The following is a 1204-nucleotide window of genomic DNA, read 5'->3' as shown; positions in this document are numbered from 1 at the left end:
TCTTGCACTCTGAGCTGGTGGTGGCCGCAGAGACCAGCGAGAAGCGACTGTTTACTAAAAACACAGGTCCGTGCGAAGCCGTAAGGCGATGTATACGGACTGACGCCTGCCCGGTGCTGGAACGTTAAGGGGACCGGTTAGCTTGGTTTCGACCAGGCGAAGCTGAGAACTTAAGCGCCAGTAAACGGCGGTGGTAACTATAACCATCCTAAGGTAGCGAAATTCCTTGTCGGGTAAGTTCCGACCTGCACGAATGGCGTAACGACTTCTCGACTGTCTCAACCATAGGCCCGGTGAAATTGCACTACGAGTAAAGATGCTCGTTTCGCGCAGCAGGACGGAAAGACCCCGGGACCTTTACTATAGCTTGATATTGGTGTTCGGTTCGGCTTGTGTAGGATAGGTGGGAGACTGTGAAGCGGACACGCCAGTGTTCGTGGAGTCATTGTTGAAATACCACTCTGGTCGTGCTGGATGTCTAACCTGGGTCCGTGATCCGGATCAGGGACAGTGTCTGGTGGGTAGTTTAACTGGGGCGGTTGCCTCCCAAAGGGTAACGGAGGCGCCCAAAGGTTCCCTCAGCCTGGTTGGCAATCAGGTGTTGAGTGTAAGTGCACAAGGGAGCTTGACTGTGAGACTGACGGGTCGAGCAGGGACGAAAGTCGGGACTAGTGATCCGGCGGTGGCTTGTGGAAGCGCCGTCGCTCAACGGATAAAAGGTACCCCGGGGATAACAGGCTGATCTTCCCCAAGAGTCCATATCGACGGGATGGTTTGGCACCTCGATGTCGGCTCGTCGCATCCTGGGGCTGGAGTCGGTCCCAAGGGTTGGGCTGTTCGCCCATTAAAGCGGTACGCGAGCTGGGTTTAGAACGTCGTGAGACAGTTCGGTCCCTATCCGCTGTGCGCGTAGGAGTATTGAGAAGGGCTGTCCCTAGTACGAGAGGACCGGGACGGACGAACCTCTGGTGTGCCAGTTGTCCTGCCAAGGGCATGGCTGGTTGGCTACGTTCGGGAGGGATAACCGCTGAAAGCATCTAAGCGGGAAGCCTGCTTCGAGATGAGTACTCCCACCTCCTTGAGAGGGTAAGGCTCCCAGTAGACGACTGGGTTGATAGGCCAGATATGGAAGCCCGGTAACGGGTGGAGTTGACTGGTACTAATAGGCCGAGGGCTTGTCCTCAGTTGCTCGCGTCCACTGTGT

1 rRNA gene (cut by a window edge) is annotated in these 1204 nt (G+C 56.1%); it reads left to right on the top strand.

The features are described from left to right. A 23S ribosomal RNA gene (locus tag ACIGQF_RS38430) occupies positions 1-1183 on the top strand; its annotated part reaches 1389 nt to the left of the window's first position; the annotation flags it as partial. Positions 1184-1204 lie beyond the last annotated feature (21 nt).

Origin of the sequence: Streptomyces sp. NPDC053560, assembly GCF_044544605.1 — a bacterium.
In the GTDB taxonomy this organism is placed as follows: domain Bacteria; phylum Actinomycetota; class Actinomycetes; order Streptomycetales; family Streptomycetaceae; genus Streptomyces.
The sequence above is the reverse complement of the archived record's forward strand: the minus strand, read 5'-3'. Positions and strand labels throughout refer to the sequence as shown.